Here is a 16,064-nt window from a genome sequence, read left to right as displayed (position 1 = left end):
GGCGGACGCTCAGCGTCCCCGTGGGCTCGGCGGTCATCGCCCGGGCGGTGCAGCGCGGCCTCGACGAGGCGCCGGCCTGGCTCGTGCGGGCGGCCGGCGGGCGCGCGGGCCTCGCCGAGAAGGTTTTCCGCAGCCTGCCGCTCACGGAGGAGGCCACCGTCGCCAACACCCTGCGCCCGGCCCTGGAGGCGGGGCGGACGGGGCGCCCGACGCCCTGAGACAACGCGCGGAGAAGACGCATCGCGGAGGCGCATCATGGAGACGCATCATGGAGACGATCGCCCTCGAAGGCGCGCGCCTGCTGTTCTCCCATGACGGGACCGGCTGGGTCGTCGCCGTGCTGCTCGGCCTCGCCTGCCTCCACCTCCACCGCGAGACCGTGCGGGCCCAGGAAGCCCGCATCGGCGACACCGGCGCCACGGCTACCGCCCTGGAGCGGGCCTCCCACACCAACGCGGCCGTGGCCGCCGCCCTGGAGAGCCGCACCCGGGTGCTGGAGGATCTCGCGCGCCTCGTGAGCGAGATGGCCCGGGCCGTCGAGCGCGGCGACGCGCGCACCCGCGAAAAACTCGACGCGATCCTGCGCCGCCTCGGCGAGGGCCGCCCCCTCATCCCCCCCTGACAGGAGATTCGCCCATGCCCCGCTTCCCCCTCACCGTCGATCCGGCCCGGAGCCGGGCGGCCGGCCTGCGCCTCGGCGCGGCCCGGCGGCGCTTCGACCTCTCCACCATCGCCCTTCGCCGGGCGGCCCTCGACCATGTCGACGGCGAGGCCCTCGTCAGCGCCGCCCTGCGGGCGGCCCTGGAACGCGTCGCCCTCCCGCCCGGTCCGGGCCTGTGAGGGTCGACGTGGAACCGAACCGCGCCGGCTCCGCTTGCACCGGCATTCACGGCGCATTCAGTGCCCCCTCCCTATCCCAAGCGTCATGCGTATCTTCCTTGCCCTGCTGCTGATCGGCCTCGCCGTCGCGGGTTTCGCGACGGGCTCGATCGGCACGCAGGCCGAGGAGACCACCGGGGCCGCCATCATCGCCCCGGTGCAGGCGGTGCCGCGCCCCGACACCTGCCTCAACGCCGCCGACCTGCGCGAGGCCGTGGCCGACAAGCGGGTGATCGAGCCCGTGGCCGCCATCCGCGCCGCCCGCAAGGTCATCCCCCGCGCCGAGATCCAGCGGGCGCGCCTGTGCCGGCACGACGACGTCCTGGTCTATCTGCTCACGGCCTTGCGCCGGGACGGGCAGTTCGTCCACGTCATGGTCGATGCCACCACGGGCGAGATCAGCGGCCCCTGAACCCATCGCATTAGAGGAGTACGGGACCGTGCGTCTGCTCGTCGTCGAGGATGACCGGGACATCAACCGGCAGGTGGTCAGCGCCCTGGAGGAGGCCGGCTACGTCGCCGACAAGGCCTTCGACGGCGAGGAGGGCGGCTACCTCGGCGAGAGCGAGCCCTACGACGCCATCATCCTCGACATGGGCCTGCCCAAGGCCGACGGGGTCAGCGTGCTGCAGAAGTGGCGCCGGGCCGGCATCAAGACGCCCGTCATCATCCTCACCGCCCGCGACCGCTGGTCGGACAAGGTCGACGGCTTCGACGCCGGCGCCGACGACTACGTGACCAAGCCGTTCCACATGGAAGAGTTGCTCGCCCGCGTGCGCGCCCTCCTGCGGCGCGCCGCCGGCCATGCCACGAGCCAGATCGCCTGCGGCCCCGTGGTCCTCGACACCCGCTCGGGGCGGGTGTTCGTCGACGGCAACCCCGTCAAGCTCACGAGCCACGAGTACCGGCTGCTGTCCTACCTCATGCACCATACCGGCCGGGTGGTGTCGCGCGCCGAACTCACCGAGCACCTCTACGACCAGGATTTCGACCGCGATTCCAACACCATCGAGGTGTTCGTCGGGCGCCTGCGCAAGAAGCTCGCCGTGGACCTGATCCAGACCGTGCGGGGGTTGGGCTATCTCGTCGACCCGACGCAGCCGCCGCCGCGGGTGTGAGGCACGGCGGCTTGTGCTCGGCTCATATGAGCCTCATGTCTGTCTCAGATGAGACAGGAGCCCAGTATGGCCAGTGGAGCAGCCGTCGCCGACGTTCTCGGCTTCGAACGAGCGGGTTTCGGGGAGACAACGGAAGCGTCCGTCATCGCTCAGATCGTCGCGGGCTTGCCGATTGCATCGGTCGACCGATTGGCGTCCGCCGTCGCTCCCGACGACCGCGCCTTCGCATTCAATCTCGTCGCGCGCGCCACCCTCAACCGGCGCCGTGCGGAGGCGAGGGGCAAGCTGACCGCGCAGGAAGGCGCAAAGGTGGTGCGCCTCGCCAGGGTGTGGGCGATGGCGCGCGACGTCTGGAAGACGGACGCCGCCGCCCGCGACTTCCTGCACCGGGCTCATGCCCTTCTCGAAAACCGCCCGCCCCTCGATATCGTCCTTGAATCCGAGTTCGGTGGACCGCGCGTGGAGGCTGTTCTCGGCCAGTTGAAGTATGGCTCCGCGGCGTGAAGGGGCAGACCCTCGCCCAGGCGCGGAAAGCCTATCGGATCGGAGATCCCGATGGAGATCACAAGATCTTCGACGCGACGGGCTCGCGCCTCTTTCCGGGCCGCTGGAACACGCCCGCGAGCCCAATGATCTATGCGGCGGCCGATTACGCGACCTCCATGCTCGAAAAGCTCGTGCATGGCAGTGGCCAGTTGCCGCCGAACCAGCACTACGTCGAGATCCTGCTGTCAGCGGGTCTCACGTACGAAGTGCTGGCGCAACCTGCGGTGCCGGGTTGGGATCATCCGGATTGCCTCGCGTCCAAGGCCTTCGGCGAGGCTTGGCACAGGTCACGCCGGTCGCTGTTGCTGTTCGTCCCGAGCGTGGTCGCACGGGTGAGCCAGAACATCCTCATCAACCCGGAGCATCCGGATTTTTCGAAGATCACCGTGGGGGACCATCAGCCGTGCTGGTGGGATAGCCGTCTGTTTTCCGCTGCGCCCGAGTCCGGTCTGGTGTCGTAACCACCATGGATCGTGTTTGCATCGTCCGGCAACACGGTCAGACATGTCACGGCGAGACCGTCGTAGAACGCCTTGTCGGCGTCGAGCCCCGTCGCCGGGCGGGAGAGAACGCGCTCCTGGATCGGCCGAATCCGCTCCCACAGGCTCAGCGTCCCGTCCTCGCGCTGCAGTTCGTTGCCGACGGCGAGCTTGATCGCCTCATCGGCGGAAAGGCCCCTGCGCGCGGCCAGGGTCCGGACCAGCTGCTCCGTCTCGGGATCGTGGATGTCGAGGCTCATCGTCGAATCTCCGTTCGGATGATGTACAGACGGAACGCGTAACCTTTCAACCGTCGCGCGCGGTGACCAGACCCCACGACGGGACCCGCATGAACTTCGCCCCCGCATGAGCCTCTTCTCCGCATGAGCCCGTTTCCCGCCTGGCTTCCCCTGCGCCGGGGCTCCATCGCCGTGCGTCTCGCCACCTCCGCCCTGCTGGCGAGTTCGGCGATCCTGCTCATCGCCGCCGGCATCCTCACCACGCTGTATCGCGAAAACACCGAGCGGGCCTTCGACAGCCGCCTGCTCGTCTACGCCAACAACCTCGCCACCGACCTCGTCTCGCCCAACGATCCCGAGAGCCGGTCCTTCACCTTGAGCGATCCGCGCTTCGACCTGCCCCTGTCGGGCTGGTACTGGCAGATCGGGCGGCCCGACGCGAAGCCCCGCGACCTGCGGACCTCGCGCTCCCTCGTCGGCGTGCCGCTGAAACCCGCCAGCACGCCCGACACCCAGGCGGGGGTCGGCCAGATCCGCCAGGGCTACGGCCGGGCCCAGGACGAGCGGCCCTTGCGGATCATCGAGCGCGACGTCGATCTCGGCGAGGAGGGGCGCTACACCGTGCGCGTCGCCGGCCCGGCCGACGAGATCGCCAACGATGTCGGGCGCTTCCGCTTCTCCCTGATGGTGACCTTCGGGCTGCTCGGCCTGTCGCTGGCGCTCACCACCCTGCTGCAGATCCGCTTCGGCCTGGCGCCGCTGGCCAAGCTCCGCAACGCGCTCGGCGCCATCCGCCGGGGCGAATCCGACCGCATCACCGGCGAGTACCCGCGCGACATCGCGCCCCTCGCCGGCGAGGTGAACCTGCTCATCGAGACCAACCGCGAGATCCTGGAGCGCGCCCGCACCCAGGTCGGCAACCTCGCCCACGCCCTGAAGACGCCGCTCTCGATCATCGTCAACGAGGTCGGCGCGGCCGACGCCCCCGGCGACCTCTCCGCCAAGATCCGCGAGCAGGCCGCCGTGATGCGCGATCAGGTGAACTATCACCTCGACCGGGCGCGGGCGGCCGCACTCGCCGGAACCCTCGGCACCTCCACGGAGGTCGAGCCGGCGCTGGCCGGGCTGGTCCGGACCTTCGGCAAGATCTATCGCGATAAGGACATCGCCTACGCCGTCCACGTGCCGCCGGGACTGCGCTTTCGCGGCGAGCGCCAGGACTTCGAGGAGATGATCGGCAACCTCGTCGACAACGCCTCGAAATGGGCCGCCGGCCGGGTCTCGATCCGGGCCGAGGCGGTGGCGGAGGACGATTATCCCCACCTCCTGGTCTCCATCGAGGATGACGGGCCGGGCCTCGCCCCCGAGGACCGCGCCGCCGTCCTCGGTCGGGGCCGCCGCCTCGACGAGACCAAGCCGGGCTCCGGCCTCGGCCTCTCCATCGTCGCCGATCTCGCCGCCCTCTATCGCGGCCGGTTCCGCCTGGAGGCGGCGAGCCTCGGCGGACTTCGCGCGGTGATCGAGGTCCCGGGCGATGCGCCGGCCGGCGCCGCGCCGCACGCCTGAACAGGTTCGCGTTGGCAAGCCAACGCTTCACCCGGCTTAGGTTTTGATGTGTCGCGGGTTTTTATCGCAGAACCGGGGACCACTTCTGCGAAACCTGCTTAGGGTGAATCCCGCCCCGGCTGCCATTTGCCAGTCCGCTTCACACGGTTAAGGTCGGTCGCGCGCCGTCCTTCGCGTGACACCGTGTCACCGGAAGTCCGCATCGTAGGAGCCGGAGCGTGGCCTTACATGCGGGCGCACAGTATCTCGAGGCGTGATGACGGCACTCTGGTTCATTCTGGCATTCATGACCGGCGCGGCGGTGCTCGCCCTGCTCTGGCCGATGTCGCGTCGGGCCACTCCGGCGCCGGCGGCCGGCACCCTGGACACCGAGACGGGGTTCTACGAGGACCAGCTGCGCGAGATCGAGCGGGATCTGGCGCGCGGCCTCATCGCCCCGCCCGAGGCCGAGGCCGCCCGCACGGAAGCCGGCCGGCGCCTGCTGCGGGCCAACCGCGCCGGCGTGCCCGTCTCCCCCGGCATGGCCGAGCCGGCCCTGCGCCAGCGCCGCGCCGCCTCCGCCTTCGCCCTCTCGACCATTCCCCTCGTGGCCCTCATCGCCTACGGGCTCTACGGCTCGCCGCACATGCCGGCCCAGGGCGCCGCCGAGCGGCAGGCGGCCGAGACCGGCGGCCAGGACCTGCTCAACGCCATCGGGCAGATCGAGGCGCGCCTCGCCAGCAATCCCACGGACGGGCGCGGCTGGGCGGTGCTCGCCCCCGTCTACATGCGGATGGGCCGGTTCGACGACGCGGCGCATGCCTACGAGGCCGTCGCGCGCACCCTCGGCGAGACCCCGCAGCGCCTGTCCGACTGGGGCGAGGCCCTCATCGCCGGCAACAACGGCGTGATCTCGCCCCAGGCCAAGACCCTGTTCGAGCGCGCCGTCGCCCTCGACGGCACGGCGGCCAAGCCGCGGTTCTACCTCGCCCGCGCGGCCGAGCTCGACGGCGACATTCCCCTGGCGATCCAGCGCCTCACCGCCCTCGCCGAGACGGCGCCCGCCGACGCGCCGTGGCTCCCGGTGGTTCGCGACAACCTCGCCCGCCTGAAGGGCGAGGCCCCCCCGAAGCCCGAGGCCGCACGGCCCGGCACGGGCGCGGCGCCGGAGGCGGGCGCGGCCGCGTCCCTCCAGGCGATGCCGCCGGAGGGCCGGAACGCCGCCATCCGCAGCATGGTCGCCGGCCTCGACCAGCGTCTGTCCGAGAAGGGCGGCACGGCGGACGAATGGCTGCGCCTCGTGCGCTCCCTCGCCGTGCTCGGGGACCGCGACGGGGCCGCCGGGGCCGTGGTCCGGGCGCGCACGGCCCTGGCGTCCGACGCGACGGCGCTCCAGGGCCTCGACGCCCTGGCCGGGGAATTCGGCCTGTCCAAGGAGGCCGGTCCACGGCCCGACGGGGCGGGCAAGGCGGAGGGCGAAAAGTCCGATGCTGCCAAGTCCGATGCGGCCAAGTCCGATGCCGTCAAGTCCGGTCCGGGCGAGGCCGCGAAGGATGCGGGTCAGGCCGGCACCGAGGCGGCGGTGGCCGCCGTGAAGGCCATGCCGGCGGCGGAGCGCGATGCGGCCATCCGCGGCATGGTCGCGGGGCTCGACCGGCGCCTGGCCGCCAAGGGCGGGACCATCGACGACTGGCTGCGCCTCGTGCGCTCCTACGCGGTGCTGGGCGAGCGCACCCAGGCGCTCCAGGCCCTCGACCGGGCGCGGATGGCCCAGAGCCCCGAGCCCCAGGCGAAGGAGCGCCTCGACGAACTCGGGCGCGAACTCGGGCTGAACGCCCAGCCCAGGCCCTGATCGAAGGGCGTCCCGACCCCGGACCGCCGCTGAATCGGGTTTGCCCCTGACAATCGGTCCCGGCCGCCGACCTTGACCCGGGCGGCGGAGCGTCCGACACCGTTCCTTACGCTCATTCCAGAGACGATCACGTCCGCCGGCGACGGAAAAGCCCGCCGCCGGCGCCCGTGACGCCCCAACCGAGACGGGACAACCCGCGTGACCCGCAAGAGCCGCCGCCTCATCCTCATCAGTGCCTGCGGCGCCGTGCTGGCCCTGGCGCTGGGCCTGATCCTGTCGGCCATGAGCGGGTCGATCGTGTTCTTCCGCTCGCCGACGGAGGTCGCCGCCCAGGGCGTGGCGCCCGGCACGCGGTTCCGCCTCGGCGGCCTCGTCAAGGACGGATCGCTCCAGCGCGGACCGGACCAGACCGTGGAGTTCGCCGTGACCGACACCAACGCCACCGTGACGGTGGCGTATCGCGGCCTGCTGCCCGACCTGTTCCGCGAGGGCCAGGGCATCGTGGCGGAGGGCCGCCTCGAGCCGGGCGGCCTGTTCCGCGCCGACACGGTGCTGGCCAAGCACGACGAATCCTACATGCCCCGCGAGGTCGCCGACGCCCTCAAGGCGCAGGGGCGCTGGCAGGAGGGCAAGGGCATGGTCGACAAGCCCAACCCGGCCAAGCCCGCCGACGCCAGCACGGCCCTCACGGACAAGACGCTCGGACAGCGCAGCGAGCGATGATGCCGAGACTGTCCCGCCAAGAATTTTTCCGGAAGGACGCCACCCCGTGCTGATCGAAGTCGGCCACTTCGCCCTCGCCCTGGCGCTCGCCCTCTCCCTCGTCCAGGCGGTGATGCCGGTCTGGGCCGCCCGCTCGGGCGACCGGGCCCTGCGCGCCGTGGCGACGCCGGCGGCTCTGGGCACCTTCGCCTGCATCCTGTTCAGCTTCGGGGCGCTGACCTACGCCCACGCCACCTCGGACTTCTCGGTCCAGAACGTGGTCGAGAACTCGCATACCGCGAAGCCCTTCCTCTACAAGCTGTCCGGCGTGTGGGGGAACCACGAGGGCTCGATGCTCCTCTGGATCCTCATCCTCGCCCTGTTCGGGGCCCTGGTGGCCGTGGCGCGGGACTCCGTGCCGCCGACGCTGAGGGCCAACACCCTCGCGGTGCAGGGCCTGATCACCTTCGTATTCGTGCTGTTCATCATCACGACCTCGAACCCGTTCGCCCGCGTCAGCCCGGCCCCGCCCGAGGGCAACGACCTCAACCCGCTGCTGCAGGATTTCGGCCTCGCGATCCACCCGCCGCTCCTCTACGTCGGCTATGTCGGGTTCTCCATCACCTTCGCGTTCGCCATCGCGGCCCTCATCGACGGGCGCATCGACGCCGTCTGGGCCCGGGCCGTGCGGCCGTGGACCCTCACCGCCTGGAGCTTCCTGACCCTCGGCATCGCCATGGGCTCGTACTGGGCCTATTACGAGCTCGGCTGGGGCGGCTGGTGGTTCTGGGACCCCGTCGAGAACGCCTCCCTGATGCCGTGGCTCGCCGGCACGGCGCTGCTGCACTCCACCGTGGTGATGGAGAAGCGCGACGCCCTCAAGGTCTGGACGGTGCTGCTCGCCATCCTGACCTTCTCGCTCTCCCTGCTCGGCACCTTCATCGTGCGGTCCGGCGTGCTCACCTCGGTGCATTCCTTCGCCACCGACCCGACGCGCGGCATCTTCATCCTGGCGATCCTGATCCTGTTCATCGGCGGCTCCCTGACCCTGTTCGCGTGGCGCGCGCCGATGCTGCGCCAGGGCGGGCTGTTCGCGCCGATCTCCCGCGAGGGGGCGCTCGTCATGAACAACCTGTTCCTCGCCGCCGCCTGCGCCACGGTGTTCGTCGGCACCCTCTATCCGCTGCTCCTGGAAATGCTCACGGCGGAGAAGATCTCCGTGGGTCCGCCGTTCTTCAACTACACCTTCATCCCCCTGGCGATCCCGCTGCTGCTCATCGTGCCCTTCGGCCAGACCCTGGCGTGGAAGCGCGGCGACGTGCACGCCGCCGCCCAGCGCCTGTTCGCGGCCCTCGCCTTCGCCCTGGTGGTGGGCCTGGCCACCCTCGCCTACACCTGGGGCGGCCCGATGATGGCCCCCGTCGGCATCGGCCTCGGCGCCTACCTCGTCATCGGCTCCGTCCTGGAGATCGTCTCGCGGGCGCGGGGCTACGGCGCCAGCCGGACCCGCAAGGCCTCCGTGGTCTGGCGCCGGGCCATCGGCCTGCCGCGCTCGGCCTGGGGCACGGCGCTCGCCCATGCGGGCGTCGGCGTGGTGGTCCTCGGCATCGCCGCCCAGGGCTGGGCGACGGAGGGGCTGAAGACCCTGAAACCCGGCGAGTCCCTGACCTCGGGCCCCTACGTCGCCACCCTCGACCGGGTCGGCCCGCGCATGGGCGAGAACTATTCCGAGACCACGGCCTTCCTCACCATCCGCAACACCGCCGGCGACATGATCGGCACCGTGGAGACGGGCAAGCGGTTCTACCCGAGCCGCAAGATGACGGTGACGGAATCCGGCCTGCTCACCGTCGGCGTCAGCCAGGTCTATGCGAGCCTCGGCGAGGTGATGCCCGAGGGGGCCATCGGCCTGCGCCTCTACTCGAAGCCCCTGGTGCTGCTGATCTGGCTCGGCGCCGTGGTGATGGCGCTCGGCGGCGCGGTCTCGCTCACCGACCGGCGCATGCGGGTCGGCGCCCCGGCCAAGGCCCGGACGAAGCCCCTGCCCGCCGGCATGGCGGCGGCGGAATGACCGCCCCCCGCCTCGCCCTCGCCCTGCTGCTGGCCCTCGGCTCCGCCGGGGGCGTCGTTGTCCCCTTCGGCGGGGCGCGCGCGGTGCAGCCCGACGAGGTGCTGAAGAATCCGGCCATGGAGGCGCGGGCGCGGGAGATCTCCGCGGGCCTGCGCTGCCTCGTGTGCCAGAACCAGTCCATCGACGATTCCGACGCGCCCCTGGCCCGGGACCTGCGCGTCATCGTCCGCGAGCGCCTCCAGGCCGGCGACACCGACCCCCAGGTCGAATCCTACGTGGTCGGGCGCTACGGCGAGTACGTGCTCCTGCGCCCGGTCTTCGCCGCCCACACCCTGCTCCTGTGGCTGACGCCGCTGGCCGCCCTCGGCCTCGGGATCTTCGGCCTGTGGCGCCTGTCCCGCCGCCGCGCCGGGCCCGCGCCGCAGGGCCTCAGCGCCGCCGAGGAAGCCGAGATCGCCGCCCTGACCCGGCGGGATTGAGCGGCCGTCGACGGACGACGCGCCGGGGCCGAGGACCGCGACGCCTCGCTTTCGCCCCACTGAACCGGAATGGATGAGGCCGGCCCACGCTCGGCAAAGCCCAACTTGGCGAAGGGCGTCGTTTACGCTTTCTTCACCACGACCCGCGAGCGTCCCGTGCCATGCCGACCGCTCTGCCCAAACGCTTCCTGACCGGTCTCGCCGCCCTGGCCGCGGGTGCGGCCCTCGCCCGTCCGGCCGAGGCGCATCCCCACGTCTGGGTCACGACCAAGGCCGAGATCGCCTACGGCGAGGGCGGGCGCGTCACCGGCATCCGCAACGCCTGGACCTTCGACGCCTCCTACTCGGCCTTCGTGGTCCAGGGCCTCGACACCAACGGCGACGGCGTGTTCTCCCCCGACGAACTCTCGTCCCTGGCCCGCGAGAACACCGCGAATCTGGCCGAGTTCGGCTACTTCACCAAGCTCAAGGTCGCGGGCAAGGAGCAGCTCTTCGCCGATCCCACCGAGCCGCGCATGGCCATGGCGGACGGTAAGCTCACCCTCACCTTCCTGCTGCCCCTCAAGGCGCCCGTGGCGCAGGGGCGCGGCGTGACGGCCGTGGAGGTGTACGATCCGACCTACTTCGTCGCCTTCGGGCTGTCCGACGAGGCCGACGCCGCCCGCCTCACGGGCGCGCCCGCTGGCTGCGCCGCCTCCCTGACCCGGCCGAAGCCGGACGCGGGCAAGACGGCCGATGGCAGGACGCCCGATGGCAAGACCGCCGACGCCAAGCCCGGCCTGTCGGAGGCGTTCTTCGAGGCGCTGACCGCCTCGGCGAATTACGGCAGCCAGTTCGCCAACCGGATCATCGTCGCGTGTCCGTAGGCGCCGCCGTGGCGGCACCGCCGCCGGGGCTCCTCGGCCGGCGCCTGATCCTGGCCGCCGGCGCGACGGCCCTGGCCGCGCTCCTCCTCACCGGCCTCATGCTCGTCCTCGGACCGGACGTGGCCGCCCCGCCGCCGCGCTCGCCGTTCGGCATCGGCTTTCGCGAGGCGGCGCCCTCGGCCACCGGCCTCGGCGGCTGGGTCCTGGCCCTCCAGGCGAGTTTTTCCCGCAGCCTCCAGGGCGCGCTCCAGGGCATCAAGGCCGGCGGCGCCTGGGGGCCGATGATGCTGCTGGGCTTCAGCTACGGGGTGTTCCACGCCGCCGGCCCCGGCCACGGCAAGGCGGTCATCGCCGGCTACATCGTCGCCGGGGAACGCGCCCTCGCCCGCGGCTTCTCCCTCAGCTTCGCCGCAGCCCTGCTGCAGGCCGTGGTGGCCGTGGCCATCGTCGGCATCGGCAGCCTGCTCCTCAACGCCACCGCCGCCGGCATGACCCGGGCCGGCACGCTCATCGAGACCGCGAGCTTCGCCCTGGTGGCGGCCCTCGGCCTCGCCGTGACCTGGCGCAAGGCCGGACGCCTCGCCGCCCTCGGTGGCGATATGGCCGCGTGTGGCCCCGGTTGCGGCCACGTCCACCTCACCGACGGCGCGGCCCTGGCCCGCCTCGGCACGTGGCGCGAGCGGGCCGGGGTGGTGCTGGCCGCCGGCTCGCGCCCCTGCGCCGGGGCGGTCCTCATCCTCGTCTTCTCCGTGTCCCAGCACATGCTCTGGGCCGGCATCGCCGCCACCTTCGCCATGGCGCTGGGTACCGCCCTGACCACGGGCGTGCTGGCGAGCGTCGCCGTCTTCGCCAAGGCCCTCGCCCTGCGCCTGGCCGGCGGTCGGGGCACGGCGGGCACGCGGGCGGTGGCCGGCCTCGAACTCGTGGCCGGCGCCTTCGTGCTGGTGCTCGGCGTGGCCATGCTCACCGGCCTCGCCTTCGGTTCGGGCGGCTGAATCAGGCCCGCCGGGTGATCCGGTCGGTGCCGAGGTCGAGTTCGACGGTCTCGCAGTTGTCGAGCCACACGCCGGTGAGGTGGTAGAAGAACGTGCCGTGGCCGACCACCGCGATGGTGCCCTCGGGCCGCGCCGCGAGCCAGTCGCGAAACGCCGCGACGCGGCCGTCGAACAGGGTGCGGGGCTCGACGTGGATGCCGTCGGCATCGGGCTCGCCGCCTTCGTGCCACCAGATCTCGGGCAGGTGATCGACGGCGACGTCGGGGAACTCGGCGGCGAGCACGGAGGCGGCGCGGCCCATGTCGCAGCTGCTCTCCTGGCACTCCCGGTGCAGCACCTCGACGAGGATTTTCGGCTCGGCCGGATGGCCCGAAAAGATCCCCTTGGTGGTCTGGATCGCCCGGGTCAGGGGCGAGGTCACCACGAGGTCGAAGGCGATGTCGTGGAGGTCGGCCCGGGCGGCCGCGACCTGGGCCTGCCCCCGCTCGGTCAGGCGGGCATCGATGTGGCCGGGGTCGCGCCCCGTGAGGCGGTGGGCGGCGTTAAAGGTCGATTCGCCGTGGCGGATGCAGACGATGCGCGTCGGGGTCATGGGGGTCCGATGTGGAGGGCGGGGGTTAGGGCCGAGATAGGCGGCCGGCCCCATGGCGGAAAGGGCGGCGTCGCACCGCGCCCGTGAACGGAGCCTCAACCAAGAGCGCGTTGAGTGGGCGGCCAACGCTCAGGATGGCCGCGCCGATGCTCCAGCCCACGCCGCCCCCGCCGGACGCCGTCCCCGACGCCTCGACCGTCCCGGACACCTTGGCGTTCCCCGGCGACGCCGCCCTTCAAACCGCGTTCGGCACCTGGCAGGACGAATTGCTGCGCGAGCGCCGGATGGCCGGCAACACGGCGGAAGCCTATGCCCGCGACCTGCGTCAGTTCCTCGCCCACCGCCAGGCCCGGCACGGCCGCCCCGACATTCCCGGCCTCGTCGCCCTGAAGCCCCGCGACCTGCGCGGGTTCCTCGCCGCCCGCCGGGCCGAGGGCATCGGCGGGCGCTCGCTCATGCGCCAGCTCGCCGGCCTGCGCTCGTTCGCCCGGCACCTCGCCCGCGAGGGCCACGGCACCGTGGCGGCGCTGGGCGCCGTGCGCTCGCCCAAGGTGGAGCGCCGCCTGCCCCGGCCGATCCCCATCCCCGCGGCGAAGGCCATGACCGGCACGGCCCTGCGCGACGGCGAGGATCGCGAGCCCTGGATCATCGCCCGCGACGCGGCGGTGATCGCGCTGCTCTACGGCTCGGGGCTCCGCATCTCCGAGGCGCTGGGCCTCGCCGCCAGGGACGCGCCCGGGCCGGGCACGGAGTCCATCACCGTCACCGGCAAGGGCGACAAGATGCGGATGGTGCCGGTGCTGCCCGCCGTCCAGCAGGCCGTGGCGGCCTACCGCGCCGCCTGCCCCTACAGCCTCGACCCGGAGGGACCGCTCTTCGTCGGCGCCAAGGGTGGCCCGCTCTCGCCCCGGATCATCCAGTACGCCGTCGCGTCCATGCGCGGCGCCCTGGGCCTGCCGCCGAGCGCGACGCCGCATGCCCTGCGCCACTCCTTCGCCACCCATCTGCTCGGCCGCCAGGGCGAGCTGCGGGCGATCCAGGAGCTTTTGGGACATGCCTCCCTGTCGACGACCCAGCTCTACACCAAGGTCGACGCCGCCCGCCTCATGGACGCGTTCGACGCCGCCCATCCGCGGGCGGGGACGGTTAGGCGGGTTTCGGGGAGGGCGTCGGGATTGTGAGCTGACGCTGGGTCCTGTCCGGAGCCGACCCGACCTCGCCGTTCGAGCATCCGCCCCCGACATCCGTGAGGGTACGTGAAACAGACACCGCTGCTGACCGAAAGCCGGTCTCAGCCGCTGGGGTGAGGTCGCGGCTCCCGGCCACCCCGCTCTTCGTTGAGCTCGCGGCCTGGGCGGTCTATGGACAGCCCCCATGGACCTCCAAGCTTCCCATCTCCAAGATTCCGCGAGCCGATCCGTGGCTCCCCCCGCCTGCAAGCCCCTCGCCTGCAAGCCGCCGCGTCCCGGGAAGGCGGCGCCGTTCCTGCCCATGAGCCGCGCCGAGATGGACAGGCTCGGGTGGGATTCCTGCGACATCGTCCTGGTGACGGGCGACGCCTATGTCGATCATCCGAGCTTCGGCATGGCCATCATCGGCCGGCTGCTCGAAGCGCAGGGCTTCCGGGTCGGCATCATCGCGCAGCCCGACTGGCAATCGGCGGAGCCGTTCAAGGCGCTCGGCCGGCCGACGCTGTTCTTCGGCGTCACCGGCGGCAATCTCGATTCGATGGTGAACCGCTACACGGCGGACCGGCGCCTGCGCAGCGACGACGCCTACACGGCGGGCGGGGAAGGCGGCGCCCGCCCGGACCGGTCGACCATCGTCTACACGCAGCGCTGCCGCGAGGCCTACAAGGACGTGCCGATCATCCTCGGCGGCATCGAGGCGTCGCTCCGCCGCATCGCCCACTACGATTACTGGTCCGACAAGGTGCGCCGCTCGATCCTGGCGGACGCCAAGGCCGATCTGCTCCTCTACGGCAATGCCGAGCGCGCCGTGGTCGAGGTGGCGAACCGCCTCGCGGCCGGCGCGGCGCCGCACGAGCTCGATTCCGTCCGGGGCGTCGCCCTGTTCCGCCGCGTGCCCGAACACTACACCGAGCTGCCCGCCGACGATCTCGACTCGGCCGACGAGGCCGCCATGCGCCGCCCCGGCGACACCGTGATCCGGCTCCCCGCCTACGACGAGGTCAAGGACGACAAGGAGGCCTATGCCCGCGCCTCGCGGGTGCTGCACCGGGAGGCCAACCCCGGCAACGCCCGCCCCCTGGTCCAGCGCCACGGCGACCGCGACCTGTGGCTGAACCCGCCGCCGATCCCGCTCACCAGCGAGGAAATGGATTCGGTCTACGACCTGCCCTACGCCCGCGCGCCCCATCCCGCCTACGGCGACGCCAAGATCCCCGCCTGGGATATGATCAAGTTCTCGGTGACGATCATGCGCGGCTGCTTTGGCGGCTGCACCTTCTGCTCTATCACCGAGCACGAGGGCCGCGTCATCCAGAACCGCTCGGAAGGCTCGATCCTGCGCGAGATCGAGCTGATCCGCGACAAGACGCCGGGTTTCACGGGCGTGATCTCGGATGTCGGCGGACCCACCGCCAACATGTACCGGATGGCGTGCAAGGACCCGAAGATCGAGGCGGCGTGCCGCCTGCCGTCCTGCGTCTTTCCGGACATCTGCCCGAACCTGAACACCTCGCACGACGACCTGATCCGGCTCTATCGCAAGGTCCGCGAGGTGGAGGGCGTCAAGAAGGTGATGGTCGCCTCCGGCGTGCGCTACGACCTCGCGGTCCGAAGCCCCGAATATGTCGAGGAACTCGTGACCCACCACGTCGGCGGCCGCCTCAAGATCGCGCCGGAGCACACGGAGCGCGGCCCCCTCGACCTAATGATGAAGCCGGGCATCGGCACCTACGACCGCTTCAAGGAGATGTTCGACGCCGCCGCCAAGAAGGCCGGCAAGAAATACTACCTGATTCCGTACTTCATCGCGGCGCATCCGGGGACCACCGACGAGGACATGATGAACCTCGCCGTCTGGCTGAAGAAGAACGACTACCGCGCCGATCAGGTCCAGACGTTCCTGCCCTCGCCCATGGCGACGGCCACGACCATGTATCACACCGAGATCAATCCCCTGCAGGGCGTGCGGCGCGGCGGCAGCGAGCCCGTCGACGCGATCAAGGGGATGCGGCAGCGCCGCCTGCACAAGGCGTTCCTGCGCTACCACGACCCCGAGAACTGGCCCCTGCTGCGCGAGGCGCTGCGGGCCATGGGCCGCGCCGATCTCATCGGCCCGAGGCCGGACCAGCTCATTCCGTTCTCGCAGCCGCCGGGAACGGGTTCAGGCGCGGGCAAGGGGCATGGCCAGCCGCGACCTGGGCGCCATCCGGGCGCGCCGCGGTTCACCACGAAGGGTGTGCCGCTCGGGAAGTGACGGTTTCACGCGCCCGGCGAACGACTGTTGCGAATGGCTTTCGAGGAGTTCCACGTCCCGAAGCGGACAAACCGAAAGCCATCCATCCCGGTCCTTCACCGTGCCACCGAGGCTTCGATCCCGCCCCCTAGGGCGTCTCTGCAAAGGGTTCACAGGTTTGGGGATCGCCCCCATGTGATCGGGATGCGACGCTACGAACTGACCGATGCACAGTGGGAGCAGATCGCCCCGCTGCTGCCTCCGCAGAAGCCGCGCAC

General features: G+C 71.6%; 17 protein-coding genes and 1 pseudogene. 16 read left to right on the top strand and 2 right to left on the bottom strand.

Annotation, left to right across the window (positions count from 1 at the left end):
- The 7 genes and pseudogenes from FV218_RS18550 to FV218_RS18520 form a co-directional block, all read left to right on the top strand.
- Positions 1–218: pseudogene (locus tag FV218_RS18550) on the top strand (hypothetical protein); the annotation flags it as partial.
- Between the two features lie 50 nt (positions 219–268).
- Complete coding sequence (locus FV218_RS18545; protein WP_147711045.1) at positions 269–622, top strand: hypothetical protein; 354 nt, start codon at positions 269–271, stop codon at positions 620–622.
- Between the two features lie 14 nt (positions 623–636).
- Positions 637–840: a hypothetical protein gene (locus FV218_RS18540; protein ID WP_147711044.1), complete on the top strand. Its 204-nt coding sequence runs from the start codon at positions 637–639 to the stop codon at positions 838–840.
- Between the two features lie 85 nt (positions 841–925).
- Positions 926–1,291 carry a PepSY domain-containing protein gene (locus FV218_RS18535; protein WP_056090208.1) on the top strand — a complete coding sequence of 122 codons (366 nt, stop codon included), beginning with the start codon at positions 926–928 and terminating at the stop codon, positions 1,289–1,291.
- A 28-nt stretch (positions 1,292–1,319) separates the two neighbouring features.
- Complete coding sequence (locus FV218_RS18530; protein WP_056090205.1) at positions 1,320–1,997, top strand: response regulator transcription factor; 678 nt, start codon at positions 1,320–1,322, stop codon at positions 1,995–1,997.
- Positions 1,998–2,045: 48 nt separating this feature from the next.
- Positions 2,046–2,501, top strand: coding sequence for an antitoxin Xre/MbcA/ParS toxin-binding domain-containing protein (locus FV218_RS18525; protein ID WP_210246127.1), 456 nt, complete (start codon positions 2,046–2,048; stop codon positions 2,499–2,501).
- Entirely contained in the window at positions 2,498–3,004 is a 507-nt protein-coding gene (locus FV218_RS18520; protein WP_056090199.1) for an RES domain-containing protein, read from the top strand. The genes FV218_RS18525 and FV218_RS18520 overlap by 4 nt, the downstream gene beginning before the upstream one ends.
- On the opposite strand, the gene FV218_RS18515 is transcribed toward FV218_RS18520, so the two are convergent.
- On the bottom strand, positions 2,941–3,282 hold the full coding sequence (locus tag FV218_RS18515) for a type II toxin-antitoxin system VapB family antitoxin (RefSeq protein ID WP_147711043.1): 342 nt from the start codon (positions 3,280–3,282) through the stop codon (positions 2,941–2,943). The two genes, FV218_RS18520 and FV218_RS18515, sit on opposite strands and share 64 nt — an antisense overlap.
- Positions 3,283–3,405: 123 nt before the next feature.
- Between FV218_RS18515 and FV218_RS18510 the strand changes: the two genes are divergently transcribed.
- From FV218_RS18510 to FV218_RS18480, 7 genes are all read left to right on the top strand, one after another.
- Positions 3,406–4,827: a sensor histidine kinase gene (locus tag FV218_RS18510; RefSeq protein ID WP_056090193.1), complete on the top strand. Its 1,422-nt coding sequence runs from the start codon at positions 3,406–3,408 to the stop codon at positions 4,825–4,827.
- A gap of 256 nt (positions 4,828–5,083) precedes the next feature.
- The gene (gene ccmI, locus FV218_RS18505; protein WP_056090191.1) at positions 5,084–6,658 is read left to right on the top strand and encodes a c-type cytochrome biogenesis protein CcmI; all 1,575 of its coding nucleotides are present in this window, start codon (positions 5,084–5,086) and stop codon (positions 6,656–6,658) included.
- A 198-nt stretch (positions 6,659–6,856) separates the two neighbouring features.
- Positions 6,857–7,381, top strand: a complete 525-nt coding sequence (gene ccmE, locus FV218_RS18500) for a cytochrome c maturation protein CcmE (protein ID WP_147711042.1) — start codon at positions 6,857–6,859, stop codon at positions 7,379–7,381.
- A gap of 46 nt (positions 7,382–7,427) precedes the next feature.
- The gene (locus FV218_RS18495; protein WP_147711041.1) at positions 7,428–9,431 is read left to right on the top strand and encodes a heme lyase CcmF/NrfE family subunit; all 2,004 of its coding nucleotides are present in this window, start codon (positions 7,428–7,430) and stop codon (positions 9,429–9,431) included.
- Positions 9,428–9,910 carry a cytochrome c-type biogenesis protein gene (locus tag FV218_RS18490; RefSeq protein WP_147711040.1) on the top strand — a complete coding sequence of 161 codons (483 nt, stop codon included), beginning with the start codon at positions 9,428–9,430 and terminating at the stop codon, positions 9,908–9,910. Before FV218_RS18495 ends, FV218_RS18490 begins: the two co-directional genes overlap by 4 nt.
- A 161-nt stretch (positions 9,911–10,071) precedes the next feature.
- The gene (locus FV218_RS18485) at positions 10,072–10,776 is read left to right on the top strand and encodes a DUF1007 family protein (RefSeq protein ID WP_147711039.1); all 705 of its coding nucleotides are present in this window, start codon (positions 10,072–10,074) and stop codon (positions 10,774–10,776) included.
- Positions 10,767–11,771 (top strand): nickel transporter, encoded by a 1,005-nt coding sequence (locus FV218_RS18480; RefSeq protein WP_348642042.1) that lies wholly within the window; start codon positions 10,767–10,769, stop codon positions 11,769–11,771. Before FV218_RS18485 ends, FV218_RS18480 begins: the two co-directional genes overlap by 10 nt.
- Position 11,772: 1 nt before the next feature.
- Here the strand turns inward: FV218_RS18480 and FV218_RS18475 are convergent, their stop codons facing one another.
- Complete coding sequence (locus FV218_RS18475) at positions 11,773–12,363, bottom strand: histidine phosphatase family protein (protein WP_147711038.1); 591 nt, start codon at positions 12,361–12,363, stop codon at positions 11,773–11,775.
- A gap of 146 nt (positions 12,364–12,509) precedes the next feature.
- Here FV218_RS18475 and FV218_RS18470 point away from each other — a divergent pair, with 146 nt between their 5' ends.
- Complete coding sequence (locus FV218_RS18470; RefSeq protein WP_147711037.1) at positions 12,510–13,544, top strand: tyrosine recombinase XerC; 1,035 nt, start codon at positions 12,510–12,512, stop codon at positions 13,542–13,544.
- Between the two features lie 310 nt (positions 13,545–13,854).
- Positions 13,855–15,807 carry a YgiQ family radical SAM protein gene (locus tag FV218_RS18465; RefSeq protein ID WP_147711047.1) on the top strand — a complete coding sequence of 651 codons (1,953 nt, stop codon included), beginning with the start codon at positions 13,855–13,857 and terminating at the stop codon, positions 15,805–15,807.
- Positions 15,808–16,064 lie beyond the last annotated feature (257 nt).

The sequence above is a fragment of the Methylobacterium sp. WL69 genome (assembly GCF_008039485.1).
Classification (GTDB): domain Bacteria; phylum Pseudomonadota; class Alphaproteobacteria; order Rhizobiales; family Beijerinckiaceae; genus Methylobacterium.
The sequence above is the reverse complement of the archived record's forward strand: the minus strand, read 5'-3'. Positions and strand labels throughout refer to the sequence as shown.